The following is a 21,835-nucleotide window of genomic DNA, read 5'->3' as shown; positions in this document are numbered from 1 at the left end:
CGCTTCAGACCGCCGTGTAGGCGGCGCGCTTCATCTTTTCCGTGTTCTTTCCCTCGATCCGGATAAGACCGGTGGACGCGGCGCGCCGCGGCGAGTGCACGTCGCCTTCGTTGTAGAGGTGGGCCATGCCCGGCTTGAGCGTGTAGACCCGAGCCCGGCGCACCTTCCCCGGCCTGCCGTCGGCCGGCGGTTCGAGGACTTCCCAGTCGCTCATCTCGGTCTCGCCGATCGCCTGGCCGTAGATCGCCCAGGAGGAGCCGTGATCGTGCGGATTGGATTCCTTGGGGCCGCGGTTCATGTGGGCGCAGATGCAAAAGCCCAGCTCGGGGTCCTCGTAAAGCACCTGCCGCTCCGGGGTGTTGTCGTTGAGATAGGTGGCGAGAAACTCGCGGTCCTCGAGCACCTGCTGTACGAGATCGCGAATCCGGATCCGTCCCGAAGGCCCCGGATCCTCCTCGAGGATGCGGCGGCATTCGGCGGCGAGCCTGTCGAGTGTGAATCCCATGGCGGCCTCCTGGCCCAAGATGGACGACATTTAACAAATCATCCGAGCCACCGTCAACGCGGAAATCCGCTGGCAACCCCGCGCAGAGCTTGCTAGTATCCGCCCGATGGCGACGACCGACCGGGTCTCGGGAGGCGTGCTGGCGCTGTTCTCGCTCTGGGTTCTCTGGGAAAGCCGGCATCTGCCGTTCGGGACGTTGCGTCAACCGGGACCGGGGTTCCTGCCGGTCGTCCTGGCCGCCCTGCTCCTGCTCACCGGTCTCTCCCTGATCTGCGTCTCCGGCGGCGCTCCGTCGCTCGGCTCGCTTCGCTGGGTGGAGTGGCGCCATACGCTGGCGATCTCGGCGGCCTCGGCGTTTTCCGTAGCTGCCATCGAACGTCTCGGTTATCGGCTCACGCTCGTCCTGGTGCTGCTGTTTCTGGTCAAGGTCGTCGAAAAGCAGGGCTGGCTGGTGTCGCTGGCATTTGCCTCGACGATGGCGTTCGGTTCTTTTTTTCTCTTTCATACGATCCTGAGAGTGCCGCTCCCCGAAGGACCGCTCGGGTTCTGACCGTATGGTTGAAACCCTGAATAATCTCTATACCGGGTTTTCAGTGGCCGTTGCCCCGGGCGTGCTGCCGTACGCGGTGATCGGCTGCGTCGTCGGAACGCTGGTCGGCGTGCTGCCGGGAGTAGGTCCGCTCGCCGGCATCAGCCTGCTCTTGCCCGCGTCTTTCGGTCTCGATCCGACTTCGGCCATCGTGCTTCTGGCCGGGATCTACTATGGAGCCATGTACGGCGGATCCACGACCTCGATCTTGATGCGCATCCCCGGCGAGGCGGCTTCCGTCATGACCTGCCTGGACGGTTACGCGCTGACCCGCAAGGGCCGGGCCGGCGCCGCTCTGGCCGTTGCCGCGGTCGGTTCCTACGTCGCGGGGACGGCGAGCGTTCTCGGCCTGATGCTTCTCGCTCCGCCGCTGGCGAATTTCGCGCTCCGTTTCGGACCGCCTGAATATTTTGCCCTGTTGCTTCTAGGCCTCCTCGCGCTCGCGTACATGAGCGGGGGCTCGACGCTGAAGTCTCTCGCCATGGCGATCCTCGGCCTTCTGCTCGGCATGATCGGTATCGATCCCATGACGGGATTCTTTCGCTTCGGTTACGGCTTGCTCGAGCTCGGTGACGGGATCGGAGTGGTTCCGGTGGCGGTCGGACTGTTCGGTCTTTCCGAGATTCTGCTCACCGCCGGACAGCCCTCCGTGCCGGAAGTGATCAAGCCCCGCTTGAAAGAGCTGCTTCCGTCCCGCGAGGAGTGGCGGGATTCGCTGTGGCCGATCGGTCGGGGAACCGTTCTCGGCTTCCTGGTCGGCATCATTCCGGGCTCGGCCCACATCATCTCGTCGTTCGTCTCCTATGCGCTGGAACGACGTCTGTCGAGGCATCCGGAGCGCTTCGGCCACGGCGCCATCGAAGGCGTTGCGGGTCCGGAGTCGGCCAACAATTCTGCCACGTCGGGCGCTTTCGTGCCCATGCTCGCGCTCGGGGTGCCGTCGGGCCCGATCCCCGCGGTGATGATCGCGGCGATGATGGTGCACGGAATCTCGCCGGGACCTCTGCTCATCTCGCAGCAGCCGGACCTTTTCTGGGGCTTCATTGCCAGCATGTACGTCGGGAACCTCGTCCTTTTGATCTTGAATCTCCCGCTCGTCGGGGTCTTCGTCAACGTGCTGAGGATTCCCTACCCTCTGCTTTACCCCGCCATCCTGATGTTTTGCGTTCTCGGAGTGTACGCGGTCAACGGGAGCGCAGTCGACGTCGGCATCATGGCGGTCATGGGCGCGCTCGGTTATTTGCTGCGCAAGTTTGACTTCGAGACCGCGCCGATAGTATTGGGGCTGGTGCTGGCGCCGATGCTGGAAATGAGCTTTCGGCAGTCGCTGTCGATGTCGTCGGGAAGCTATCGAATTTTTTTCCACCGCCCGATCGCGGCGGGGCTGCTGGCCGCGGGTCTCGCGTTGCTCCTGCTGAGCGCGGTTCCTGTCCTCATGAAGAGAAAGGATTGGCGGCAAAAACTCGGGCTTGCCCACGGGCAAGAACAGGATATCCAGACCCTGACGGGAGGTGAACGATGAGCACGATCGGTGATCGCGATATTCACCACGGCCGCCGCCGGATGGCTTTTTTCGTGCTTCTGGTCGCCGCGGCGCTCGGCACCGGCGTCGAATCGCTGGCGCAAGAGAAATACCCGAGCCGTCCTATCACGCTGGTCGCGCCGTTTCCTCCGGGAGGCGTGGCCGATCTCACGGCCCGGCCGGTGGCGGCGGCGATGGAGAAGGTCCTCAAGAGTCCGGTTGTCGTCGTCAACAAGACCGGAGCGGCCGGCGCGGTCGGCATGTCTTTCGTCGCCAACAGCAAACCCGACGGCTACACCTTGCTGATGGCGCTGTCGAGCATTTCGATCATCCCGGAAGCGGACAAGCTGTTCAACCGCAAGCCGGCCTACACCATGGACCAGCTCGTTCCCATTGCGCTGATTTCCGCGGACCCGACGATCTTCGTCGTGCATGCGGACCGTCCGTGGAAGAGCATCAAGGACTTCGTGGACGACGCAAAAAAGCGGCCGGGCGAGATCTCCTTTTCTTCTTCCGGGGTCTACGGCACCTTGCACATGGCGACGGAGATGTTTTCCCACGCCGCGGGGATCGAGTTGAAGCACGTGCCCTACGCCGGGGCGGGGCCGGCATTGACGGCGATCCTCGGAGGGCATGTGGATACCCTGGCATCCGGACCGGCTGTCGTGATTCCGCAAATCAAGGCGGGCAAGCTCCGTCCGCTGGCGGGTTGGGGCGCGAAGAGGGTCGCTTCGCTGCCCGACGTGCCCACTTTCAGAGAGCTCGGCTACGACATCGAGTTCTATATCTGGGCGGGAATGTTCGCTCCTCGGGGGACGCCGAACGCCGTCATGGCCAGGATCCGCGAGACCGTGAAGCAGGCGGTGAACACGCCCGAGTTCAAGGCCGCTATGGAGAAGCTGGCAACCCCGATTGCCTACATGGATGCGCCGGAATTCCAGAAATTCTGGGAGAAGGACGCAAAGATGCTCGCGGCAGCGATCAGACGGATCGGCAGGGTCGAGATTCCGGAGGCCAAACTTCCCCCGGCCAAGTAACCCTGAGGGGAGGCTTCGTCGGGGCCTGGAGCCAAGATTCTTGCGGGGGGACGGCGGTCCGGCTGCTCTACAGCAGAGATCGTGGCTACGTCGCGCACGCGTGGAGCGCCGGCAGAAGCTCGCTCGCGAACAGGTCGAGTGAGCGGCGGCAGGCTTCCCGGGAAATCCCCGGAACGGAAAAACGGCAGATCAGATGCCCGACTCCGAGCTCGCGCGCGAAGCGCCGGATCGTGCTCAGGCAGGTATCCGGGTCGCCGATGACGATCCGGTCCTCGGCGAGCCTGCCGATGTCGATCTTCCCCTCGGGACGTTTCACGACGGGATGCGGCCAGCGGAAATACATGCTCTCGAAGGCGCGCAGAAAACCTTTGCCTGCGAGAGCGGCCGCCTCGCTGGCGCTCTCGGCCACGAACACGTAGCGGAACAGCGCGACCTCGCCCGCGCCCCGACCGTTTTCGGCGCATGCCTCCCTGTACAGACGGGCGCACGGCGAAAGCTCGCCCAGCGCCGCCGAGGGTCCGGCGAGCCAGGCATCGCCGAAGCGCGCCGCCCGCCGCAGCGCGGCTTCCGTCCAGGCTCCGAACCAGATCGGCGGTCTCGGACGCTGCAGGGGGCGCGGGGTCACGGTCGCGTTTTCCACTCGATAGTGCTTGCCGCGAAAGGTGACCTTTTCTTCCGTCCAGAGGCGCCCGAGCAGCATGGCTCCTTCGTCCATCCGGCCGCGCCGCTCCGCGAGCGAAAGACCGAAGGCGGCGAATTCCTCCGGCGCGTAGCCCGCGCCGACTCCGAGAATCAGGCGGCCGGCGGAGATCCGGTCCACCAGCGCTCCTTCCTCCGCCACCGCCAGCGGGTGATACAGGGGAAGGAGGAGCACTCCGGTTCCGAGCCGAAGGCGGCGCGTGCGCGCGGCGAGAGCCGCGAGGCCGAGGAGCGGCGCCGGGTACAGCACGGGATTGTTGTGGTGCTCGCCGAGCCAGACCGAATCGAAGCCCGCCTCTTCCGCGCGCTCGCACTCGCGGAGCGTTTCCTCGAAGCTCTCCTGACCCTGAAGCGGGCTCAACCCGACTTTCACGGCGGTTCCCTCCGCGCACCGGCCGCCGGCGACGGACCGGACAGGAGGCGGCGCGTTGCGGCGCAGATTATTGAACTCGCCGGCGGCTGTCAAATCGGCGCCCGGGGCCGCGCCGTCTGTTGTATCGGCGGCTCGGATTGGGCTAAGCTGGGGTCGAGAGGTGCGCGCGCCGATGAAACAGACATGCTTCGTGTGCCAGAACGTCGACTGCAAGAGCCGGGGCTCGGAACAGCTCATGAACCGGCTGGCGGAGGAGGTGGCCGCCCGCTCGCTCGATGTCGAGGTGAGACCCTACCTTTGCTTCGGCGCGTGCGAGCACGGGCCGAATATCGTGATTCACCCGCAGAAGACCTGGTACGCGGGCGTCCGGCAGGAGGACCTTGCCGAGATCCTCGAATCCCTGGCCGGCGGTCCGCCGGTCAGCCGCCTCGACACCATCGATCCGGCTCTGAAGGACATCATCTATTCGCTGCTCGATACGGGAGCGTTCTGAACCGCGCCGTCCGCGAAGCGGCGCGAGATCGGAGGGCCTCGCCATGCCGAAGATCCAGAGGCTCAGCCACGTGGTGCTCTACGTCCGCGACCTCGACAAGATGACGGCCTTCTACCGCGACGTGCTCGGTCTCGTCGAGTACCGCGCGTACCCGGGCCGCATGGTTTTCATGACCCCCGATCCGCGGCTCGACGATCACCAGCTGGCGCTCGTCAAGGGGCGGGAAGGCGAAGCCAAGATCGTCGCGCACGTCGCCTGGCAGGTGGAAACTCCGGCCGACGTGAAAGCCTTCTACGAGCGCTTCAAGGCGCTCGGCGTTCCGATCGACCACTGCGTCAGCCACGCTTACGAGGTCATGGGAAACACCGTCTCGTGCTATTTCCTCGATCCCGAGGGCAACCGCCTGGAAGTTTACGCCCTCGTGGCGCGCCGCGACGCCGCGCGCGTCAACCGGCCTCTCGATCTCGATCGGAGCGTTGATGAAATCATCGCTCAGGCAAGCGGCCTGCCGCGCGCGGTTTCGTGAGAATCGGCAAGGTTGCCGGGTCCTCGGCCGTCTACCGGCGGTTGAAAAGCGGTTGCGTGGTCGGGGATCCCGATCCCGACCAGGCGGAAGCGCTGCTGCAAGCGGTCCGCCGGGTGCGCCCGGAAGCGGCGCACGAAATCGAGCAGTCGATCACCCGATCGCGCGCCTTACGCTCCAGGCAGTAGCTTTTCGCCGTCCGGAAAGAGAAACGAGCCCGGAGAACGGCTACGGCCAGCCGTAGAACCGCTTCGCGTTCTCGCCGAGAATTCGCGCCTTGGTCTGTTCCGAGAGGTCCTTGCGGTCGCGGATGGTCGCGACCGCGCGCGGGAACATCCCGTCCCAGTGGGGATAATCGGAGGCGAACAGGATCTTGTCGTCGCCGATACGCTCGATCACATAGGGGAGCATTTCCTCCTCGGGCTCCGTGGCGAAGAACCAGTTCCCGCTCTTCACGTAATCGCTCGGCTTCTTCCTGCAGAGCGGCGCTTCCACCTCGCCCCGCTTCTCCCATTCCTCGTCCAGGCGCTCCATCCAGTAGAGGACCCAGCCGGCACCGCATTCCAGGAAGGCGACGCGCAGCTTCGGGAAGCGCTCCGGCACGCCGCCGTAGATCATGCCGGCGAACTGGATGAAGGTCTCCACCGGGCGCCCGATGCTGTGCATGAAGATGAAGCTGTCGAAGCGGATCTCTCCTGCGGGCCCCTGGCGCCGGTTGTGGACGCAAAGGGGCACGTCGAGCCGCTCCAGCGTCTCGTAGATCGGCCAGAAGGTTTGCGATCCGAGATGCTCCCTGAGCCCCTGGGTGGCGATCGTGACTCCGGCGAGGCCGAGCTTCGTGATCGCGCGCTCGGCTTCCCGGACCGCGGCTTGCGGGTCCTGGAACGGAACCAGGGCGACCGCCTTGAGCCGGGGCGACTGGCGGCAGACGTCGGCGACGAAGTCGTTGTAGGCGCGGGCGTACGCGATCGCGTAGTCGCGCTCGATGACGCTGCTCACGGCGAAGCTGCTCGTCGGAAAGAGCACGGAGAGGTCGATCCCTTCGGTGTCCATGTCGCGCAGCCGCGTCGGAACATCGTTGTTTTCCAGCCCTCCGAGACGGCCGCCCATTCCCGTATCCATGCCGTCGGACGGCAGCAGAGGCCGCCCCCGCCGGCAGAACGGCTCGGGCAGGAACCTGCGGATCTCCGGATCCTTTTCGACAATATGGCCGTCGGCATCGATCGTCTTCATCCCAACCTCCTCGCGTGAGCGCCACGGAGCTTATGACGGCCGGGCGGCTCGTGTCAATCGGAGCGCGACAGGAGCCCCGCCGAACGCGTTGACAGCGTCACGGGCGCGTGTTAGATGCGCCGTGGGGTCTCGTCCGGCACGGCAAGGCAAGAACGCGCTCAGACCATTCCGCTTCGAGAGGAGGGGGCGACGATGCGCAAGAATGCAGGGCGTGCTTGGTTCCTGATCGGATCGATGCTGGCGGCAACGGCAGGCGCGTGGCCGCTTTCCCCCGCCCGCGCGCAAACGGACACCGTCAAGCTCGGCGACCTTTCCGCGATCTCCAACGCGGCGATCTACATCGCGATCGAGAAGGGATTTTTCAAGGAGCAGGGCATCGTCACGGAGATCTCGAGCTTCGCTTCGGCGGCCAAGATGGTCCCGGCGCTGGTCGCGGGCGAGCTGGAGGTCTCGGTCGGTTCGGCGAGCGCGGGCCTGTTCAACGCGGTCGCGCAGCAGGCGCCGTTTCGCATCGTCGCCGACAAGGGACAGGCGCGCGAGGGCCACGGTTTCACGCTGCTCACGGTGCGCAAGGATCTCGTCGACTCGGGTCAGGTCAAGAGTTTCCGGGACCTCAAAGGAAAGAAGATCGCGCTCCTGGCGAAGGGAAACATCCAGCACTACCTGATCGGCAAGATGGCCGAGGAGGTCGGGCTCACCATCAACGACGTCGAGCTCACCTTTCTCAACGCCCCGAGCCAGCTCAAGGCGCTGGAGACCAGGGCCGTGGACGCGGCCTACGCCGTCGAGCCGTGGGCGGCGCGCTTTCAGGAGCGCGGCGTCGCGGTTCGCTTCCGTACGCCGGACGAGGTGCGCGGCCTGGGTCCCGTCCAGGTCGGCGTGATCATCTATTCGGGCAGGTTCATCGCGGAGCGAAGGGCGGTGGCGCAGCGCTGGATGAACGCCTATCTCAAAGGGGCGGCGCTGTTTCACAAGAACGGCCTCAAGGATCCCGAGATCGCGGCGATCCTCGAGAAGTACACCAAGGTTCCGGCGAACACGATCCGCGCCGCGATCCCGCACTATCAGGAGCCCAACGGTCGCGTGCTGGTGGAAAATCTCGCCGATCAGGCCGAGTGGTTCGCGCGAAACGGGATGCAGCAGCGCGTCAAGGTCGAAAACGCGCTCGACCTGAGCTTCTTGAAGAAGTGAGCGGCGCGCTCGCAAGGGATGCCCTCATGCCCAAGGACCTGCGCGATTTCCTGAGAGAGATCGAAGCCGAGGAGCCGCAGCAGCTCTTGCGCGTCCAGCGGGAGGTCGATCCGCGCTTCGAGGTCACGGGGGTGCTCGCGCGCCTGGAAAAAGAGCGGAAGTTTCCGATCGTGATCTTCGAGAAGGTGAGGGGCTCGGCGCTTCCGGTGGTGACCAACGTGCACGCGGACGCGCGCCGCCTCTTTCGCGCCATCGGCCTCAAGAACGCTTCGCTGCCGGAATTCATCCGCGAGTACGCCGCCCGCGAGGATTCTCCGCTGCCGCCGGTGATCGTCGGCGAGGCGCCGGTGCAGGAGATCGTGTCGACGGGAAGCGAGGTCGACGTGACGCGGCTTCCGATCCTCACCTATCACGAGAAGGACGCGGGCCGTTATATCACCGCCGGCTTCGGGATCATGCGCGACCCCGACTCAGGGGTGCGCAACGCCGGTATCTACCGGCTGATGGTGCACTCCCCCGACACCCTCGGTGTGCAGCTTTCGGAAACCGCCCACGGGCACTACATCTGGCAGGCCTACGAGCGGCGCGACCGCCCGACGCCGATGGCGGTCGCGATCGGCCATCATCCGGCGTTCTACATCGGCTGTCTCTCCTTCACCTCGCTGGAAACCGACGAGTTCGCCGTAGCCGGCGGCATCCTGGGCGAGCCCGTGGAGCTGGTCCGCTGCCGCACGCTCGATCTCGAAGTTCCGGCCCGGGCGGAAATCGTGCTCGAATGCGAAATTCCGCCGCGCGTGCGCAAGCCCGAAGCGCCGTTCGGCGAATACCCGGGCACCTACGGGCCGCAGCGCAACAATCCGATCGTGCGCGTCAAGGCGATCACCATGAGGCGCGACGCGCTCTACCAGTCGAGCTTCGTCGGGCACGCGGACAACCTGCTCCTTTCCGGGATCGTGCGCTCGACGACGATCATGAAGACCGTGAAACTCGCGTCGCCCAAGGTGCGGGCGGTGCACGTGCCCCCTTCGGGACGCTGCCGGTTCATCTGCTATCTCGCCATCGAGAAGATCATCGAGGGCGAGCCCAAGAACGCCGCGATGGCGGCGTTCGCCGCCGACCCGTTCCTCAAGTACGTCGTCGTCGTCGACCAGGACGTCGACATCCTCAGCGACGACGAGGTCTTGCACGCGATCGCGACCCGCGTGCGCGCCGACACCGACATCTTCATGGTGACGCACGCCAAGGGCTCGCCGCTCGACCCGGCCTCCTACGACCCGGCGGCGGGATCGCACCTGGTGACCAAGGTGGGCGTCGACGCCACGCGCAAAGCGAACTATCCGGAGGAGATCCGGGTTCCCGGCGCCGACTCGATCAAGCTCGAGGATTACCTGCCCGGCTGGAGCGGCCGGTCGTGACGGCCGGACGGCGTCAGCGCGCGCCGGCGTAGTACTCGACCCGCCGTTCGATGAAAGCGATCGCCTCCGAGACGGCGAACGCGAACAGAAAGACGATGATGACCAGCGCCCAGAACTCTTCCATCAGGAAATACTGGGAATAGAGCTCGAAAAGCTCGCCGACTCCGATGATCGAGATCAAAAGCTGGCCGATCACCACGCCTTTGACGCCGCGGATCGCGCCGAGGCGGAATCCCGCGAGCATCTCGGGGAGCGCGCTGAGCAACAGGACCTTGGTGTAGATCTGCCAGGGCCGGGCGCCGAAGCAGCGCGCCATCTCGACGAGCGAACGGTCGGCCTGCCGGACGCCCACCTGCGTGTCGAGGGCGATGACGAAGACGGCGAACAGGAAGACCGTCACCACCACCGTGGTCTCGCCGATGCCGAGCACCGCCATCAGGATCGGCACGATCGCGGAAATCGGGGCGCTGGCGAAGATGTTCACCCACGTCCCGAGAATCCTTCCGGCGCTCTCCAGCCGCGCCATGACGATGCCGACGGGGACTCCGACGAGCAGGGCGGAGCCCATGCCGAGGAAGAAAGAGCGCAGCGAAATGATGGCGGCGTCGGCGAATTTCTCGGTCGGCACGAAGGTGAAGCCGGCGGCCACCACGGCCGAGAACGGCGGAACGATGGCGGAGAACCTCGCCCGCCCGACCAGCTCCCAGACGACGAACCAGAGGAGGAGCGAAAAAACGGACGGAATCCTTCTGCCGAACAGAATCATGACAAACAATAGCCCGGCAAGTGCGCTCGTTGCTCTGCAGACGTTGGTATCCTGTTACCCTGGCCGGGATCTCGCAACAGCGGTCGAATGTTCAAAACGTTCAAGCCGTGCCGCGGCGACGTCATACGTACCGCCTCAGGATCTGCCAGATTTCGTCGATCACGTCGAGGTAGTTCTTGTCGCGGCGTATCTCGTCCGGCTGGCGCGCGCCGCGGTCGATCTCGGGGCGGATGATCTTCGAGACGGTTCCCGGGCGCGGCGACAAGAGCACGATCTGATCCGAGAGGTACGCCGCTTCCTCGATGCTGTGGGTAACGAAGACCACGGTCTTTTGCCGGTGCCGCAACAGATCGAGGAGGTCTTCCTGGAATTTGCGCCGCGTCTGCTCGTCGACCGAGGAAAAGGGCTCGTCCATCAGGATGATGTCGGCATCGACGGCGAGGGCCCGCGCGAGCCCCACCCGCTGCCGCATTCCGCCGGAGAGCTGATGGGGATAGCTCGACTCGAACTGCGAGAGCCCGACCTCGGCGATGTATTTGCGCGCGATCTCCTCGCGGCGCGGCTTCGGAACGCCCCGCAGCTCGAGGCCGAAAGCCACGTTGCGCAGCACGTTCGCCCAGGGCAGCAGCGCGAAGTCCTGGAAGACGAAGGCCCGCTCGGGTCCCGGCCCTTCCACTTTTTTGCCCTTCACCCGAACCTCGCCGCGGCTCGGGGGGATGAGCCCGGCGATGATCTTGAGCAGGGTGGTCTTGCCGCAGCCGCTCGGTCCGAGAAGGGTGCTGAGCTTGCCGCGGGGAATGGAAAACTCGACGTCCCGCAGGGCCTCGACGCCGCCCTCGTAGGTTTTTCCCACCCCCCGCACTTCGACGATCGCTTCCGCGGACATTCTCAGGATCCCCGGATTTCCGGCGGAAAGAGCCTTCGTTCCAGCCGCTCGAGCAGGTAGATCGAAATGGCCGCGAGCGCCACGATCGAGGCGATCGCGGCGAACATCTTCGGGTAGTCGGCGACCGAGCTGTGATAGCTGATCAGGTCGCCGATCCCGGTGGGGGTGATGAGCAGCTCGGCGATGACGATGCCGATGAAGCCCATGGCGAGGCCGAGCCTCAGGCCGGCGAAGATCAGCGCAGCGGCGTGCGGCAGGATGATTTTCACCAGCTCCTGGCGCGGGGTTCCCAGAAAGGCGCGGCACATCTGGATCAGCGACGGGTTGGTATTGCGGATACCCTTGTAGGAATTCATGACGACCACGGGAGCGGCGAGCACCACGACGGCGAGCACCTTCGAGGTAAGACCGATGCCGTAGGTGAAGGTGATCAGCGGAATGATCGCAGCCATCGGCGCGGCCTGCAGGATGATCAAGGCCGGCAGCGCCAGCCACTCCACCGAGCGCGAAAGCCCCATCGCGATACCGAAGCCGATGCCCCCCGCGCCGCAGAGCGCGATGCCGATCACGAGGGGCTGCAGCGTGGAAAGATAGGCTTTCGGCAGGCTGCCGTCGGCGGTCATTTCCAGGAGCGCCCACAGCGTGCTGCTGAAGGGCGCAAAGGCGAAGCTGATCGGCCACCGTCCGGCGACTTCCCAGCTGCCGAAGAAGAAGGCGAAAGAGAGCAGCTGCCAGAAGAGCCGGTTCGTGGCCTTCTCTCTTGCGGTCGTCACCGGGCAGTATCCTCGGGATGCGATCGTTTGCGGGAAGCCGCCCGGCGCGCCCCGCAAACGAGCCGCACCGGGCGCAGGGTACGCGGGCCGGGCCCTATTTGAGGCTGGCCAGGGCCTCCTTGAGCGGGGCGAGATACCAGAAATCCTCGACCTTGAGGTTCTCGCCCTTGATCGCGCCGGAAAGACTGTAGAATTCGAGGTCGTTCTTCGCTGCGCTCTCGCCGCCGCCGTCGTCGGGAAAGACGCCGTTCTGCACCGCTTCCTTGTAAAACGGCAGGATTTCCCCCTCGAGCTTGGCCGGAAGATCCTTCAGAAGCCCCAGGCGCTTCCGTTCCTCGACGATCCAGGCCGGGTCCTTGTTGATCGCGCGATTGACCTTGATCAGCTCCTCGAGGAAGATCCGGACCGCGGCGCGGTTCTTATCGAGAAACGCGCGCGTCGCGAACAGCGCTTCGTCGCTCGCCTTGACGTTTCCCAGCGGCAGCACGATGAACTTGTCCGGCGCCTCCTTCATGACCAGGTTCTTGTTAGGGGCGTCGAGAATGGTGGCCTTGATGTTGCCCTTGAGCAACGCCAGAGCGCGCACCTGGGATCCCGGGACGTAGCTGATGTTCTTGTACTTGATGCCGTGGTTCTTGGCCATCAGGATCATGATCGCTTCGGTCCCCGAGCCGCGCGCGTGCACCGCGATCTCCTGGCCGTCGAGGTCCTTCCAGCTCTTGTAGCTCTCCTTGTTGACGACCGGGAAAAACTGCAGCGCGCTCAGCTGGAAGAAAAAGCGGATCGGAACCGTCGCTTTTTGCACCGCGGCGTACGGGGTTCCCTGGCCGACATCGGCCTGACCGTTGATCACGGCCTGGGTCGCGAGCTCTTCGTTCTTGAAGGACGTGATCTCCACGTCGACGCCGCGCGCCTTGGCGCGCTCGGCGGCGATCAGCAGCGGCAACTCGTCGATCGAGACCACGTCGCCCAGGGCATAGCGGATCTTGGTCCGGGCCTGGGCCGCGCCCGCCTCCGCAGGCACGGCGAGCAGAGCCGCGAGAGCGAAAAGACTGACTGTCGCCATCATCCTTTGAACCATCGCGCCACCTCCTGTTCGGACTCGGGTATCGGGGCATATCGCGGACCGGGCCGCCTGTCAAGCCGGGCGGTTGCGCTAGCGGGCGGGCTCGATCAGCGAGAAGTCGAAGACCTGTTTCGGGTCGATCTCGCGCGTGATCCCCTCGGCGAGCCGGGTCTCCCGGATCACGGTGCGCATCAGCTCCGGGTCGATCCTGCCGTCCGGGGTCTCGGCCTTTTTGTGGTAGTCGTAGATCTTCGACACCAGGTCGTCGTCTTCCAGCCGCAGGAAGCGCTTCAGGATGGCGACGGTTGCCGGCTTGTTCGCGCGGGCGAAGGCCCGGGCGCGCGCGAGCGCCCGGATCACGCGGCGCACCTGGTCCGGAGAGCGCTCGATGGTCTCCTTCATCGTCACCAGACCGGTGCTCGGGAGCCGGACGAAGTTGCCGCCGAAGCCGAGCGGCTTGAAGCCCTCGCGGTAGGCGATGAAGTTGTGCGGCGGGTTGAGGAGCCCCGCGGCAATGCGCCGCGCCTGGAGCGCGGCGAGCATGTTACCCTGCGCGCCGACCGCCAGCATCGTCACCTGCGACGGATCGATCCCCGACCTGGCCAGGATGCTGCGCATGGTGACGTCGTGCAGGCCGCCGCGGGAGGAGATGCCGAGGAGCTTGCCCTTGAGGTCGGCGATACCGCCGATGTCGGGCGTCCCGACGAGATCCAGCAGCGGCCGGTCAACGAAGCACATCACGACCCGGGTGTCGATGCCCCGCACCGCGGCGACCACCCCGGACCCCACCGTCGTGGCGTACTGGATGTCGCCGCTGAGCAGCACCTTGATGTTCAGCGCGGCGGCCATCAGGATGAGGTCGACGTTGAGCCCCTCTTCCTGGAAGAAGCGTTGCTCGCGCGCCACGGCGAGCGGCATCGTGGTGACCGTGAACGACGGCACGCCGATTTTCACGTTCTCGGCGGCGACTCGGAGCGGGAGAAACGCCGCCACCACGGCGAGGCACGCGAGGAGCCGGCGGGACTGGCCGGAGGGCCGTCGTTCCAGGCGATCGAGTCGGCGGTCCATCTGCACCTCCGCGAGGCGCCCGCGTCAGTCGAGCGGGTAAAGACGGCGGGCGTTGTCGTTGAGGATTTTCCGTTTGGAAGCGTCGCTCAGCGCCGTGTGGTTGACGATCGGCAGGGAAGCGCCGGGATAGCGGCTGTCGAAATGGCTGTAATCCGATGCAAAGACGATCCAGTCGTCGCCGATCGCTTCTGCCGCGTGCGCCAGCTCGGTTTCGTCGGGCTCGCAGGAGAAATAGATCTGGCCGCGCTCCAGCAACCGGCTGGGCTCGGTCTTGAGCGTGGGCAGCTGGACCCCGAGGATCTCGAAATGCTCGTCCAGGCGGTTGAGCCAGTAGGGCACCCAGCCGCAGCCCGATTCGAGAAAGACGAACCGGAGCTTCGGAAAACGGTCCAGCAACCCCTCGCCGACGACTACCGAAAGCGCGATCATCTGCTCGAAGACGTGGCCGAAGAGGTGCGAGTAAAAGAAATTGTCGACACGCATCGTCCCCGTGGCCTCGGAGCCATACCGGCCGAGAAACATGTGGACGCAGATCGGTACGTTCAGTCGCTCGGCCGCGGCGTAGATCGGAAAGAAGTAAGGATCGCCCATGTGACGGCCGCGCAGGTTGGGAAAGAAAGAGACGCCGACGAATCCCAGTTGCGTCACGGCGCGCTCGAGCTCGGCCACGGCCGCGGGGATATTCTGTTGCGGGAGCACTGCGGTGCCCTTGAGGCGCGACGGGTTCGCCGAGCAGTATTCCGCCACCCAGCTGTTGCGCGCCCGCGCCAACTCGGCGGCGAGCTCGCCGTCTTCCAGCGCCGGGATCGATCCCCCGAAGCTCCCGCCGAAAAGGACTGCGACGTCGATCTGCTCGCTGTCCATGTCGATCAGCCGCGCCCGCGGATCCTTCATGCCTTCGCGGCGGGGGTGCGGCCGGTTGTAGGGACCGCCGATCCCGATCCCGGGACCGCTCGGCTTCGGCCACGGCTTGCCCTCGATGAAGAGCCGCGTATGGCCGTCGTTGCCGGGGCGGCGCTCCGGCGCCGCGGCGCGGAACCGCGCCGGGAGCCGCTCGCGCCAGTCGATGTGGGTCTCTTCCAGGTGACCGTCGGCATCGACGGTGGGAAATCTGGTCATTTCCGCTTCCTCCAGTCGAGGGGTTGGCCGACGCGTGCAATCTACAATCACCGGGAAAGCGAAATCAAGCTCGATTCGAGGGGCGGGAGCGAAAACTTTTGCCGCGCGTTGCGGCTCCAAACCACTTGCGGTTTCCGGTTCCCGGGTTCTGGCTTTTTATTCGTAGAAGGTCGTCGTCGACGCGCGAACCGAAGAGATTCTGCGGGCGGCCTGAGGCACGCCGGCTCAGCGGGTCAGCGCGACGGCGCGCTTTTGAACGTTCCGGGTCTCGGACGGCGGCTTGCGGTGGAAGCCGGAAGATTTTCCGGCGCGGGATCGCGCGGTCGCCGGGCGCTGATTTGCTCCCCGATCAGGCGCAGCGTGCCGAGCAGGCGCTCCGGAGTTCCCCAGTCGGCCCAGGTCACGCCGCGCGCCGGCAGGACGACCAGGGAGCGGCGGTGCTCGAACGGGAGCGCCTCGAGGATGCCTTTGGAGAAGTTGAGCGCGGGGAGCCTCTGATAAACCCGTTCGGTGACGTCCTTCTCGTCCGGGGTGTCGACGGCGGCCCGGACCTCCTCGATCATCCGATGAAGCCCGGGGACCGCGCGCGGGACCACCGACAGGAAGGTCTTGCAGGCGAAGACGGTCACCATCGTATTCCACAGCGCCTCGCGCGAAATGACCTTGGCTGCCGCCTCGGAAGGGGGCTTTTCCACGAACATCTCGATCTGGCGGACCGAGCAGGATCGAGAATCGTCGATCTTTTTTCCCGGCACGATATAGCCGTAGTCCGGGTCGGGTCCTCGAGGGTCCACACCCAGGAGCACCAGGCGGGAAAGGTCCGACTCGACCACGCTGAACGCGCGCCGGACGTGGCTCATGAAGCGCTCTTCCTCGAGCACGAAATGATCCGAAGGGAAGATCGCGACGATCGCGTCCGGATAACGCTTGTGGACATGGAGCAGCGGGAGCAGGATTCCCGGGACGGTGTCCCTGTTTGCGGGCTGGACGACCACGTTGTCGGGCGGCACGGCCGCGAGCTGCCGGCGGACTTCCGGAAAGCTCAAGTGCTCTTTGGAGACGACGACGAACAGCTTCTCCAGAGGAACGACGCGCGCGGCCCTGTCACAGGTGTGTTCCAGCATCGAGCGGCGGCCGATGAAGTTGACGTACTGCTTGGGGAGATCGTCGCCGCGCAACCGGCGCACGAACTCGCGCAGTCGCCTCCCGTCCCCCCCGAAAGCACGATCCCGCAGCGCGTTGCGGAACGCGGCAGGCTTGCAGGCGTGGTATCGCTCATGAGTTTCCCTCTCGCGCCCCGCTTCGGGCGCGCCCGGAGAACGGCCGATTTCGAGGGTGACTCTCGCCCACCCCTGAGGAGTCCGCTATCGGGTGAACACCCTAGATTGACGGGAAAATAGCCTTACGGTCTTGCGGGCCCGGGAGTGATGCAAAAGGCCTGTAAAAACCGGGCGCGGGGCTGCAAGCGCGCGGAAAATCAGAGCAAATCGCGGCGGCCCTGGATCATGGTCTGGCACGCGGGCTCTCTCCGGACAAACCGGGGCGCCGGCTGTACGATCCCGGCGCTTCGGTGCGAAAGGTTGTCCATCGATGTTCGTCGTTGTGCGCGGGCGTCACTGGCACGTCTCTTGCCCCACGGCGGAGCAACCTCCGGTTGGATTTGTTCTATGCGGTGGGAGCTCGGTGAAATCTTTCGCGTGCGGGAGTACAAGGGGCGCGCCATGCGCGCCGCTTCCTATCAGATCAAGGCTTCCGAATGGGTTCCCGAGGCGTGGGTCTCCCACCGCACCGAGAGAGGCTGGAGGCGGTTATGGGTCCAGAGCTTCAGCCATCTCCTCGGTCCGCCGCCTCGCACCTTCGCGACGCAAGAAGAGGCCGACGCCTGCGCCTTTCTCATGGCCCAGGCCCTGATCGACCGGATTCAGGCCGATCCGGGCTCGGCTCCGTGCGAGACCGGGCGGCCCTTGTCGCGCTATCTTTGCCGGCTGCTCGGTGGACGCCGCCGCGGCGTCAAGCCGCGGTGAGGCAACGTAACCCCGCCGTTCGAAGCGCCTTTTTTTCTCCGCCCGCTGCAGTCGAAAAAATCGATCCATTCCACGGGTCGCGTTGACAGCGCGGCTTGGCCTCGACTACGATCGCGCCGCGGCGCTCGGACCGGCGGCAAGGGCCGCCCGGTGCCGCCGGAGACTCGTTCAGGAGGAGGCAGCATGCACGGCGGAAAGGCACTGGTCGAGATTTTCAGGCGCGCGGGCGTCGACTACGTCTTCTCGTCTCCGGGAACCGAGTGGCCCCCGGTCTGGGAGGCGCTCGCGGAAGCGCGGGAGCGCGGCGAGTCGCGTCCGACTTACATCAACTGCCGTCACGAGGCGGCGGCGGTCGCCGCGGCGTCGGGTTACACCAAGGTCACAGGCAGGCCCCAGGCGGTGCTGCTCCACGCCACCGCCGGGCCGCTGAACGCGGCGATGTTTCTTCGCGCCGCCTACCAGGAGCGCGTGCCGATGGTGGTCTGCTGCGGCGAGTCCTCCGCCTTCGGCGAGGAGAAACGCCTTCCCGACCCGGGCAACCAGTGGGTTCACGATCTCACCGACGTCGGCGGTCCCGCCGAGCTTCTCAGGCGCTGCGTGAAGTGGAGCGAGCGGATCGCGTCTTCGTCGATCCTGATCGCGTCGATCGAGCGCGCCCTGGAGATCGCCGTGGAGCCGCCGGCAGGTCCGGTGCTGCTCGGCCTTCCTTTCGAGTGCCTGCTGGACGAGGTCGCCTTGCCCGAATACCGTCGCGCCCGCCGTGTGACGCGGCCGGCGGAGCTGGATGAACGCGCGCTCGACGAAGCGGCCCGGCTGCTGCTGAACGCGCAGTCTCCGGTCGCGGTGACGGAGCACGCGGGGCGCGACGCCGCGGCGGTCGCGCCGTTCGTCGAGCTTTGCGAGGCGCTGGCGATGCCGGTGATGGAGTCGTTCCGCCCGGCCTTTTTGAACTTTCCGCGCACCCACCCGCTCTATCTCGCCTACGATGCGCGGCGCGTCGCCAGCGCCGATCTCGTGCTGGTCGCGGACGCGGTCACTCCGTGGTATCCGCTGGAGAAAGGGCCGAGGGCGGACGCCAAGGTCCTGTTCCTGGGCGACGAGTACCCGTACTCGCGGCTGCCGTTCTGGGGCTACGCGGTCGATCTGGCGCTCGTCGCGCCTCCGGCGGTGACGCTTTCCGCGCTCGCGCGCCGCGTCAAGCAGACCGAAGCCCACGCGGCGAACCGCGCCGCCTGGGAGGAGCGGGCGCGCGAGATCCGGGAAGAGCACGAGCGGCAGGCCGCGGCGGCGCGGAGCGACGCCGCCGCGCATCGGGCCGACGTTCCCATCGACCCGCGCTGGCTCTGCCAGGCGCTGGCCGAATCGATCCCCGCGGAGGCGATCGTGCTGGAGGAGACGACGGTGCACCGTACGCTGATCCAGAGCACGCTTCCGCGCAGCGAGCCGATGTCGTATCTCGCGCGCGTCACGGGCGGCCTCGGCGTCAGCCTCGGCTACGGCGTGGGTGCCAAGCTGGCGCGCCCGGAAAAGCCGGTTTTCGTCCTGATCGGCGACGGCGGGTTTCACTACAATCCGGTACCCGCGTGCCTCGGCCTGGCGCAGGAATACGAGCTGCCGGTCATCGTCGTGGTCTTCAACAACCAGCGCTACCTGTCGATGGAGCGCGGCCTGCTGCGCTATTATCCCGACGGCGCGGCGAAAAGGAGCAGCGTTCATTTCGGCGGGCCGATCGCGCCGAACCCCGACTACCGGCTGTACGCGGAGATTTACGGCGGCTACGGCGTTCGCGTCACCGATCCGGGACAGATCCACGCCGCGGTCGCCAGAGCCCTGGAGGAAAGCGCCAGGGGAAGGCTCTCGGTCATCGACGTCGTGCTGAACGACTACACACCGCGGGGATGAGCGGGAACGGAAATGTCCCGCGTCCAGCGTCCCGAGTCCCGGTTTCCAGGCCGGTTTCTGGCCGGTTCACCCGGTTGCGCGACAGAGCAGCGGGAAGAGAAGTGCACGTGCGGCTCCGGAACACGTTGAATCAGCCTTATGTCAAAGGTAAAGATTTGATTACATGAAAAAGGCTACACCGTTGGGTCAGGGCACAATGTGCTACTGGTGGGTCTCGTAAGAAAAGGGAAACTTCGTGTTAAGAAAATTGATCGTCAGACGCTTTAAGTCGCTGGAAGACGTCGCTGTCGAATTTCCTCGGATGGCGGTGCTCTTCGGTCCCAACGCGGCAGGGAAAAGTAATCTCCTGGACGCGATCCAAGCGCTGTCTCGCCTTGGAACGAGCCGGACGTTGTCCGATGCCTTGTCGGAACCCATAAGGGGATATCCAATAGAGGCGTTTGCTTTCCCGGAGGGGGGACTCGCTGCGCTGCTAAGCCAAAGGAGCGCAAGGTTTTCTCTAGAGGCGGAATTAGACGTAGGCAGGGAGCATTTTCTCTACAACTATCGGGTAACGATTGAGATCCAACCGGGTTCCGGCAGCTTGAGCGTGCAGGACGAGTATCTTGCTACGCTGGGGAAACGGGGTGAGCCAAAAGGAAATCCGTCGATAGAAAGAATCGAAGATCACATCCGAATTCGCCGCAAAAGCAAACCCGCGAATCCCAGACGGGAAAATCTCGGGCAAAATTACACGATTTTGTCGGATCCGCGATGGAGCGGCATTGAATACCGCGCCATCGAGCGTTGCCGGAACGAGCTGTCGGGTTGGCGCACTTATTACCTTGATCCCCGCGTTGCCATGCGTTCGGCGCGTCCACCGTCAGATGTGCGGGACATGGGAGTTTTGGGAGAAGATATCGCGCCATTTTTATACCGGCTACGAGCCGAGCAGCCGAAGCGGTTTGACGCCGTCAAACGAACTCTCCGCTCCTTGATACCAAGCGTAGAGGATCTTGCAGTGGACTTGGACAAGAAGCGCGGCACGCTGGACATTCTGGTTCGTCAGGGCGGAAAAGAATTTTCGTCGCGTATCGTTTCCGAAGGCACTCTTCGGGTGCTTGCACTGTGTGCTCTGACGGTCAACCCCTGGAGCGGTTCGCTTCTCGCCTTCGAAGAGCCAGAGAACGGCGTTCATCCGCGTCGTTTGGAGCTGATCGTAGAACTTCTAGCGTCGCTGGCCAGCGATCAAGGCCGGCAAGTTATTGTCACCACCCACTCGCCTCTTTTCTGTGACGCTGTGCTGAAACTTGCCAAAGACCGCCCGAAGGAGATCGCTCTGTTAAGAGTCCGACAGGGGCCAGGCGGTACCGAGATCTCTCCGTTTATTGCAACCGGGCCACTCTTCAAAGATCAGGAAATCGCCAAGGCTCTCACAACCGGGACCGAAGATGGGCTCTTCGAGAATCTCATCCTTCGGGGAATGATCGATGAGTAGACCGCTCACGGCGGATCTTTTCGTTGAAGATCGTGCCCACGAAGAATTTCTGAAAGCTATGATCAGCCGGATCGCAACGGAACAGAAGAAAAGTCTGATTCTTCGCGTGCGCTCCGCGAGAGGCGGCCATCCGCGCGTATGTGAAGAATTGTCGCTGTATCAAAAAAGTGTCTTGAAAGCTCCCGAAAGTCTTCCGATGCCGGACCTTCTCTTTGTCGCCATCGATGCCAACTGCAACCGCTGGAGTCGGGCGAGAAGGGATATTGAAAAAACCATCCAGCCGCAATTTACCGGCCGGACAGTTATCGCTTGCCCAGACCCTCACATCGAGCGCTGGTTTCTCGCTGATCCAGACTCATTTGCGCAGGTTGTCGGAGTTCGCCCGAGAATCGGCAAGAGAAAATGCGAAAGAGGCCATTATAAGGCGGTTCTTTCCAAGGCCATCGTCGATGCCGGGCATCCGAGCACGCTGGGCGGCATGGAGTTCGCGCGAGAACTTGTTGGGTCGATGGATCTATATCGCGCGGGCAAGAACGAAGCGAGCCTCAAACATTTTCTCGAGGATACCATCGCCCATTTCAGGACCCTCTAAAGTAGCGCGCCGATTGGTGCTATCGGGTAGCGCAGGGCTATCGGTCCGCCGCCTCGGGCAACAGGATTCACGCCTTCGACGGATCGATGCGGCGGAAATCCATACGTAGCGCAGGCCGTTGGGGTCACGCAGGCGTTGGGGTCAGGTCTAGCATTGTACTATCACGTCTTTGTGTTATAGGGTGGGGCCCCTATGGCTCGGCCCTTGCGGATTGAATATTCCGGCGCTCTGTATCACGTCACCTCTCGTGGCGACCGCCAGGAGCCGATCTTCGAGCGCAGGCGTTGGGGTCAGGTCTAGCATTGTACTATGACGTCTTTGTGTTATAGGGTGGACGCCTATGGCGCGGCCCTTGCGGATTGAATATTCCGGCGCTCTGTACCACGTCACCTCTCGTGGCGACCGCCAGGAGCCGATTTTCGAGGACGATGGGGATCGCAGGGCCTTTTTGGATCTGTTGGGCGAAGTGATCTTTCGGTATCGCTGGCGCTGCTATGCGTACTGCTTGATGGGCAATCACTATCATCTGATGATCGAAACTCCGGAGGGGAATCTCAGCAGGGGGATGCGGCAATTAAACGG

At 64.6% G+C, this 21,835-nt stretch carries 23 protein-coding genes and 1 pseudogene; 14 read left to right on the top strand and 10 right to left on the bottom strand.

The window, feature by feature from the left end:
* Nucleotides 1-4: 4 nt before the first annotated feature.
* Nucleotides 5-505, bottom strand: a complete 501-nt coding sequence (locus VNN77_00960) for a hypothetical protein (protein ID HXG49959.1) — start codon at nt 503-505, stop codon at nt 5-7.
* Nucleotides 506-611: 106 nt separating this feature from the next.
* Between VNN77_00960 and VNN77_00955 the strand changes: the two genes are divergently transcribed.
* The 3 genes from VNN77_00955 to VNN77_00945 are packed head-to-tail and all read left to right on the top strand — an operon-like array spanning nt 612 to nt 3,653.
* Complete coding sequence (locus VNN77_00955; protein ID HXG49958.1) at nt 612-1,055, top strand: tripartite tricarboxylate transporter TctB family protein; 444 nt, start codon at nt 612-614, stop codon at nt 1,053-1,055.
* A gap of 4 nt (nt 1,056-1,059) precedes the next feature.
* Nucleotides 1,060-2,616 carry a tripartite tricarboxylate transporter permease gene (locus VNN77_00950; protein HXG49957.1) on the top strand — a complete coding sequence of 519 codons (1,557 nt, stop codon included), beginning with the start codon at nt 1,060-1,062 and terminating at the stop codon, nt 2,614-2,616.
* Nucleotides 2,613-3,653 carry a tripartite tricarboxylate transporter substrate binding protein gene (locus tag VNN77_00945; GenBank protein ID HXG49956.1) on the top strand — a complete coding sequence of 347 codons (1,041 nt, stop codon included), beginning with the start codon at nt 2,613-2,615 and terminating at the stop codon, nt 3,651-3,653. Before VNN77_00950 ends, VNN77_00945 begins: the two co-directional genes overlap by 4 nt.
* An 85-nt stretch (nt 3,654-3,738) precedes the next feature.
* On the opposite strand, the gene VNN77_00940 is transcribed toward VNN77_00945, so the two are convergent.
* The gene (locus VNN77_00940) at nt 3,739-4,725 is read right to left on the bottom strand and encodes an LLM class flavin-dependent oxidoreductase (GenBank protein HXG49955.1); all 987 of its coding nucleotides are present in this window, start codon (nt 4,723-4,725) and stop codon (nt 3,739-3,741) included.
* Between the two features lie 172 nt (nt 4,726-4,897).
* Between VNN77_00940 and VNN77_00935 the strand changes: the two genes are divergently transcribed.
* The 3 genes from VNN77_00935 to VNN77_00925 are packed head-to-tail and all read left to right on the top strand — an operon-like array spanning nt 4,898 to nt 5,929.
* Nucleotides 4,898-5,218, top strand: coding sequence for a (2Fe-2S) ferredoxin domain-containing protein (locus VNN77_00935; protein ID HXG49954.1), 321 nt, complete (start codon nt 4,898-4,900; stop codon nt 5,216-5,218).
* 43 nt (nt 5,219-5,261) lie between these two features.
* Nucleotides 5,262-5,744: a VOC family protein gene (locus VNN77_00930; GenBank protein ID HXG49953.1), complete on the top strand. Its 483-nt coding sequence runs from the start codon at nt 5,262-5,264 to the stop codon at nt 5,742-5,744.
* Nucleotides 5,741-5,929, top strand: a complete 189-nt coding sequence (locus VNN77_00925; GenBank protein ID HXG49952.1) for a hypothetical protein — start codon at nt 5,741-5,743, stop codon at nt 5,927-5,929. The genes VNN77_00930 and VNN77_00925 overlap by 4 nt, the downstream gene beginning before the upstream one ends.
* Before the next feature lie 40 nt (nt 5,930-5,969).
* Here the strand turns inward: VNN77_00925 and VNN77_00920 are convergent, their stop codons facing one another.
* Complete coding sequence (locus VNN77_00920) at nt 5,970-6,974, bottom strand: amidohydrolase family protein (protein ID HXG49951.1); 1,005 nt, start codon at nt 6,972-6,974, stop codon at nt 5,970-5,972.
* 192 nt (nt 6,975-7,166) lie between these two features.
* On the opposite strand from VNN77_00920, the gene VNN77_00915 reads away from it, so the two are divergent.
* Together VNN77_00915 and VNN77_00910 are read left to right on the top strand one after the other, a co-directional pair.
* Nucleotides 7,167-8,165, top strand: a complete 999-nt coding sequence (locus VNN77_00915; GenBank protein ID HXG49950.1) for an ABC transporter substrate-binding protein — start codon at nt 7,167-7,169, stop codon at nt 8,163-8,165.
* Between the two features lie 26 nt (nt 8,166-8,191).
* The gene (locus VNN77_00910) at nt 8,192-9,580 is read left to right on the top strand and encodes a UbiD family decarboxylase (protein HXG49949.1); all 1,389 of its coding nucleotides are present in this window, start codon (nt 8,192-8,194) and stop codon (nt 9,578-9,580) included.
* Between the two features lie 13 nt (nt 9,581-9,593).
* Here VNN77_00910 and VNN77_00905 read toward each other — a convergent pair whose 3' ends face one another.
* The 7 genes from VNN77_00905 to VNN77_00875 all read right to left on the bottom strand — a co-directional run bounded on the left by VNN77_00905 (nt 9,594) and on the right by VNN77_00875 (nt 16,493).
* A complete protein-coding gene (locus tag VNN77_00905; protein ID HXG49948.1) occupies nt 9,594-10,346 on the bottom strand; it encodes an ABC transporter permease subunit in 753 nt (250 codons plus the stop codon).
* 121 nt (nt 10,347-10,467) lie between these two features.
* Nucleotides 10,468-11,232, bottom strand: a complete 765-nt coding sequence (locus VNN77_00900) for an ABC transporter ATP-binding protein (GenBank protein ID HXG49947.1) — start codon at nt 11,230-11,232, stop codon at nt 10,468-10,470.
* 2 nt (nt 11,233-11,234) lie between these two features.
* Nucleotides 11,235-12,005: an ABC transporter permease subunit gene (locus VNN77_00895; protein ID HXG49946.1), complete on the bottom strand. Its 771-nt coding sequence runs from the start codon at nt 12,003-12,005 to the stop codon at nt 11,235-11,237.
* Nucleotides 12,006-12,099: 94 nt separating this feature from the next.
* A complete protein-coding gene (locus tag VNN77_00890) occupies nt 12,100-13,086 on the bottom strand; it encodes an ABC transporter substrate-binding protein (GenBank protein ID HXG49945.1) in 987 nt (328 codons plus the stop codon).
* A gap of 75 nt (nt 13,087-13,161) precedes the next feature.
* Nucleotides 13,162-14,139 (bottom strand): ABC transporter substrate-binding protein, encoded by a 978-nt coding sequence (locus VNN77_00885; GenBank protein HXG49944.1) that lies wholly within the window; start codon nt 14,137-14,139, stop codon nt 13,162-13,164.
* 24 nt (nt 14,140-14,163) lie between these two features.
* Nucleotides 14,164-15,258, bottom strand: coding sequence for an amidohydrolase family protein (locus tag VNN77_00880; protein ID HXG49943.1), 1,095 nt, complete (start codon nt 15,256-15,258; stop codon nt 14,164-14,166).
* Nucleotides 15,259-15,491: 233 nt separating this feature from the next.
* Nucleotides 15,492-16,493 carry a sugar phosphate nucleotidyltransferase gene (locus tag VNN77_00875; GenBank protein HXG49942.1) on the bottom strand — a complete coding sequence of 334 codons (1,002 nt, stop codon included), beginning with the start codon at nt 16,491-16,493 and terminating at the stop codon, nt 15,492-15,494.
* Nucleotides 16,494-16,925: 432 nt separating this feature from the next.
* Between VNN77_00875 and VNN77_00870 the strand changes: the two genes are divergently transcribed.
* The 6 genes and pseudogenes from VNN77_00870 to VNN77_00845 all read left to right on the top strand — a co-directional run.
* Nucleotides 16,926-17,282 (top strand): hypothetical protein, encoded by a 357-nt coding sequence (locus VNN77_00870; GenBank protein ID HXG49941.1) that lies wholly within the window; start codon nt 16,926-16,928, stop codon nt 17,280-17,282.
* A gap of 183 nt (nt 17,283-17,465) precedes the next feature.
* Complete coding sequence (locus VNN77_00865) at nt 17,466-19,184, top strand: thiamine pyrophosphate-binding protein (GenBank protein ID HXG49940.1); 1,719 nt, start codon at nt 17,466-17,468, stop codon at nt 19,182-19,184.
* 235 nt (nt 19,185-19,419) lie between these two features.
* The gene (locus tag VNN77_00860; GenBank protein HXG49939.1) at nt 19,420-20,661 is read left to right on the top strand and encodes an AAA family ATPase; all 1,242 of its coding nucleotides are present in this window, start codon (nt 19,420-19,422) and stop codon (nt 20,659-20,661) included.
* On the top strand, nt 20,654-21,253 hold the full coding sequence (locus VNN77_00855) for a hypothetical protein (GenBank protein ID HXG49938.1): 600 nt from the start codon (nt 20,654-20,656) through the stop codon (nt 21,251-21,253). The genes VNN77_00860 and VNN77_00855 overlap by 8 nt, the downstream gene beginning before the upstream one ends.
* A 192-nt stretch (nt 21,254-21,445) precedes the next feature.
* Nucleotides 21,446-21,529 (top strand): annotated as a pseudogene (locus tag VNN77_00850) (addiction module toxin RelE).
* A gap of 64 nt (nt 21,530-21,593) precedes the next feature.
* Nucleotides 21,594-21,835, top strand: a 242-nt coding sequence (locus VNN77_00845; protein ID HXG49937.1) for a transposase, incomplete at its 3' end; no start/stop codon positions are given.

The sequence above is a fragment of the Candidatus Zixiibacteriota bacterium genome (assembly GCA_035574315.1).
GTDB lineage: Bacteria > Desulfobacterota > Binatia > UBA9968 > UBA9968 > DATLYW01.
Note: the sequence above shows the minus strand (reverse complement) of the source record. Positions and strands in the feature narration are given on the sequence as shown.

Bases quoted from the DNA above. Each gene is read 5' to 3' on its own strand.
- VNN77_00855 (HXG49938.1), top strand. From the start codon at position 20,654: ATGAGTAGACCGCTCACGGCGGATCTTTTCGTTGAAGATCGTGCCCAC.
- VNN77_00890 (HXG49945.1), bottom strand. From the start codon at position 13,086: ATGGTTCAAAGGATGATGGCGACAGTCAGTCTTTTCGCTCTCGCGGCT.
- VNN77_00950 (HXG49957.1), top strand. From the start codon at position 1,060: ATGGTTGAAACCCTGAATAATCTCTATACCGGGTTTTCAGTGGCCGTT.
- VNN77_00905 (HXG49948.1), bottom strand. From the start codon at position 10,346: ATGATTCTGTTCGGCAGAAGGATTCCGTCCGTTTTTTCGCTCCTCCTC.
- VNN77_00870 (HXG49941.1), top strand. From the start codon at position 16,926: ATGCGGTGGGAGCTCGGTGAAATCTTTCGCGTGCGGGAGTACAAGGGG.
- VNN77_00885 (HXG49944.1), bottom strand. From the start codon at position 14,139: ATGGACCGCCGACTCGATCGCCTGGAACGACGGCCCTCCGGCCAGTCC.
- VNN77_00955 (HXG49958.1), top strand. From the start codon at position 612: ATGGCGACGACCGACCGGGTCTCGGGAGGCGTGCTGGCGCTGTTCTCG.
- VNN77_00900 (HXG49947.1), bottom strand. From the start codon at position 11,232: ATGTCCGCGGAAGCGATCGTCGAAGTGCGGGGGGTGGGAAAAACCTAC.
- VNN77_00910 (HXG49949.1), top strand. From the start codon at position 8,192: ATGCCCAAGGACCTGCGCGATTTCCTGAGAGAGATCGAAGCCGAGGAG.
- VNN77_00880 (HXG49943.1), bottom strand. From the start codon at position 15,258: ATGACCAGATTTCCCACCGTCGATGCCGACGGTCACCTGGAAGAGACC.
- VNN77_00945 (HXG49956.1), top strand. From the start codon at position 2,613: ATGAGCACGATCGGTGATCGCGATATTCACCACGGCCGCCGCCGGATG.
- VNN77_00920 (HXG49951.1), bottom strand. From the start codon at position 6,974: ATGAAGACGATCGATGCCGACGGCCATATTGTCGAAAAGGATCCGGAG.
- VNN77_00865 (HXG49940.1), top strand. From the start codon at position 17,466: ATGCACGGCGGAAAGGCACTGGTCGAGATTTTCAGGCGCGCGGGCGTC.
- VNN77_00935 (HXG49954.1), top strand. From the start codon at position 4,898: ATGAAACAGACATGCTTCGTGTGCCAGAACGTCGACTGCAAGAGCCGG.
- VNN77_00930 (HXG49953.1), top strand. From the start codon at position 5,262: ATGCCGAAGATCCAGAGGCTCAGCCACGTGGTGCTCTACGTCCGCGAC.
- VNN77_00915 (HXG49950.1), top strand. From the start codon at position 7,167: ATGCGCAAGAATGCAGGGCGTGCTTGGTTCCTGATCGGATCGATGCTG.
- VNN77_00960 (HXG49959.1), bottom strand. From the start codon at position 505: ATGGGATTCACACTCGACAGGCTCGCCGCCGAATGCCGCCGCATCCTC.